Annotated in this window: 1 protein-coding gene; it reads left to right on the forward strand. The window is 44.0% G+C overall.

What is annotated here, in order from left to right; genetic code table 11:
• Nucleotides 1-1,001, forward strand: a 1,001-nt coding sequence (locus KDK16_RS01330) for a hypothetical protein (protein ID WP_257274334.1), incomplete at its 5' end; no start/stop codon positions are given.
• Nucleotides 1,002-1,042: the final 41 nt, after the last annotated feature.

A 1,042-nucleotide genomic window follows, 5' to 3' on the forward strand; every position in this document is an offset into this window, starting at 1 on the left:
GTAAAACCCCGGTTAGTTACTTCATTGACAGTGAAATAATCTTAAAGGCTGGTCAGGACATTATTGGGGCTGCTGATAAGGGTTTTGAAATCGTGACCACACTTTCCACAGGTTTTAAAGAGCAGTTCATGATCAGACATGGAAACAGAAGCGACTTCCATTTTGGAGAAACGAGAGACAATCATATAAAACACATCACTTTTCAGCCATCTGAACCTGATGGCCACAGACCCATTAAAAGTATTATTCTCGCATATTGCTATAACCACAGACTGATTGTGGCCAACAACCTATTCTATCTTCCTCACTGGTACGGAGTTGAACTTGATTGCAGAAAATCTCTGGATGCATCTGCTGATGACGAGCGCACAGGCCCTGGCCTGCAGTTTGCGGATAACATGATAATAGGTGAAACTTTCAGCGCAGGACCACACAACATTACCTCCTTGTATGGGATAAATATTATTCTTCCTGCCATCTATAATCAGTCACAGAAAATCGCTATTGTTGATAACAGATTCCAAGGCAGGATGGCAGATGTGGGTAAGATTAGTCTTGGAGCCGGAACCAGTATCGATATTTTCAGAAACACGATCGACATTGACAACTCAGGCGGGACACATCTTGATCTTCGTGGTCAACAAACTCAAAAAGGTGGTTTTATTCTTACTGGCATTACAGATACTGGTGCAAAACCTCCTCGCTTTAATCTGGCAGGCAATCAGATCCGCGTAACAGACACCGCTATAAGTATTGAGGCACTGATCGCACTGGCTCTGGCTTGTAACTTCCTGCAGGCAGTCAATCCATGGCAACACGCTCAACTAAAAAACGTCACAGCCCTTAATCCACTGCCTTTGGCAGGTGAGTGCGAAAAATGCGTGAGTCCAACCGTAATTAGCGCATCAATCAGTCCACCCACATACTGTCATATTGTGAATACCTGGTCGGCCATCAACAATTCCACAGCAGCCCCTTTGAGTGGAATGACCAGCCTTTAAGATTATTTCACTGTCAATGAAGTAACTAACCGGGGTTTTAC

This window comes from Endozoicomonas sp. SESOKO4 (assembly GCF_024606275.1).